The organism is Pseudomonas sp. NPDC088414, from assembly GCF_044753325.1.
Classification (GTDB): domain Bacteria; phylum Pseudomonadota; class Gammaproteobacteria; order Pseudomonadales; family Pseudomonadaceae; genus Aquipseudomonas.
Genome location: NZ_JBIVMY010000028.1, coordinates 1 through 1483, shown reverse-complemented (window position 1 = coordinate 1483; position 1483 = coordinate 1). Strand labels below are relative to the sequence as shown.

Annotated in this window: 2 pseudogenes; both read left to right on the top strand. The window is 57.2% G+C overall.

From position 1 onward, the window contains the following. Window positions 1-67 precede the first annotated feature (67 nt). Window positions 68-793 (top strand): annotated as a pseudogene (gene hflK, locus ACIP8I_RS20680) (FtsH protease activity modulator HflK); the annotation flags it as partial. Further along, window positions 793-1419 (top strand): annotated as a pseudogene (hflC, locus tag ACIP8I_RS20675) (protease modulator HflC); the annotation flags it as partial. The pseudogenes hflK and hflC, both read left to right, overlap by 1 nt. Window positions 1420-1483 lie beyond the last annotated feature (64 nt).

The following is a 1483-nucleotide window of genomic DNA, read 5'->3' as shown; positions in this document are numbered from 1 at the left end:
AAAGATACAGCGACCAAACACAAATAAACACAAGATTAAAAACTAACACTACAACAACCTCTAACTAACTCTGACCGTGCAGTACAAGATCAGCAACCTGCAGGACTTCGTTCTGAACGTCGATCAGCCGGAAATCAGCCTGCAGCATGCGACCGACAGCGCCCTGCGCCACGTGGTGGGTTCGACCGCCATGGATCAGGTGCTGACCGAAGGTCGTGAATTGATGGCCAGCGAAATCAAGGAGCGTCTGCAACGTTTCCTCGACACCTATCGCACCGGTATCACCGTCACCCAGGTCAACGTACAGAGCGCAGCGGCACCGCGTGAAGTGCAGGAAGCCTTCGACGACGTGATCCGCGCCCGTGAAGACGAGCAGCGTTCGCGCAACCAGGCTGAAACCTACGCCAACGGCGTCGTGCCGGAAGCCCGTGGTCAGGCCCAGCGCATCCTCGAGGATGCCAACGGTTACCGCGACGAGACGGTCTCGCGCGCCAAGGGTGAGGCGGATCGCTTTACCAAACTGGTCGCCGAGTATCGCAAGGCCCCTGAAGTCACCCGCCAGCGTCTGTATCTGGACACCATGCAGGAAGTCTTCAGCAACACCAGCAAGGTACTCGTGACCGGTAACAAGAATGGCCAGAGCAACCTGCTTTACCTGCCGTTGGACAAAATGATCCAGAACAGTTCGGGCAGCAATGCACCGGTCACCGGTTCGGCTGCCGCCAGCAAAAACACGGACGTCACGCCGCATGTCACTGACCTGCCGCAGACACGTACAAGGGAGACCCGCTGATGAGCAATAAATCGCTGATCGCCCTGATCGTTGGCGTTGTCGTGGTGCTGGTGGGCTGGAACTGCTTCTACATCGTCGCTCAGACCGAGCGTGCGGTGCTGCTGCAGTTCGGTCGTGTGGTTCAGGCTGATGTCCAGCCGGGCCTGCATGTGAAAGTGCCTTACGTTAACCAGGTGCGTAAATTTGACGCACGTCTGATGACGCTGGATGCACCGACACAGCGTTTCCTGACCCTGGAAAAGAAAGCCGTGATGGTCGATGCCTACGCCAAGTGGCGGGTGAAAGATGCCGAGCGCTTCTACACCGCGACTTCCGGCCTCAAGCAAATCGCCGACGAGCGTCTGTCCCGTCGTCTGGAATCCGGTCTGCGTGACCAGTTCGGCAAGCGCACCCTGCACGAAGTGGTGTCGGGTGAGCGTGACGCATTGATGGCTGATATCACCGCGTCGCTGAACAAGATGGCGGAAAAAGAGCTGGGTATCGAAGTGGTCGATGTCCGGGTCAAGGCCATCGATCTGCCGAAGGAAGTGAACCGCAGCGTGTTCGAGCGTATGAGCACCGAACGTGAGCGTGAGGCTCGCGAGCACCGCGCCAATGGTTTATTTCTTGCCGTAGGCATGAGTGCTTAAGACTTTGGTAAACTCTGTGTGCTGATGTCTGTAGTCTTTTGTGATTGTGATGTGATTCTGG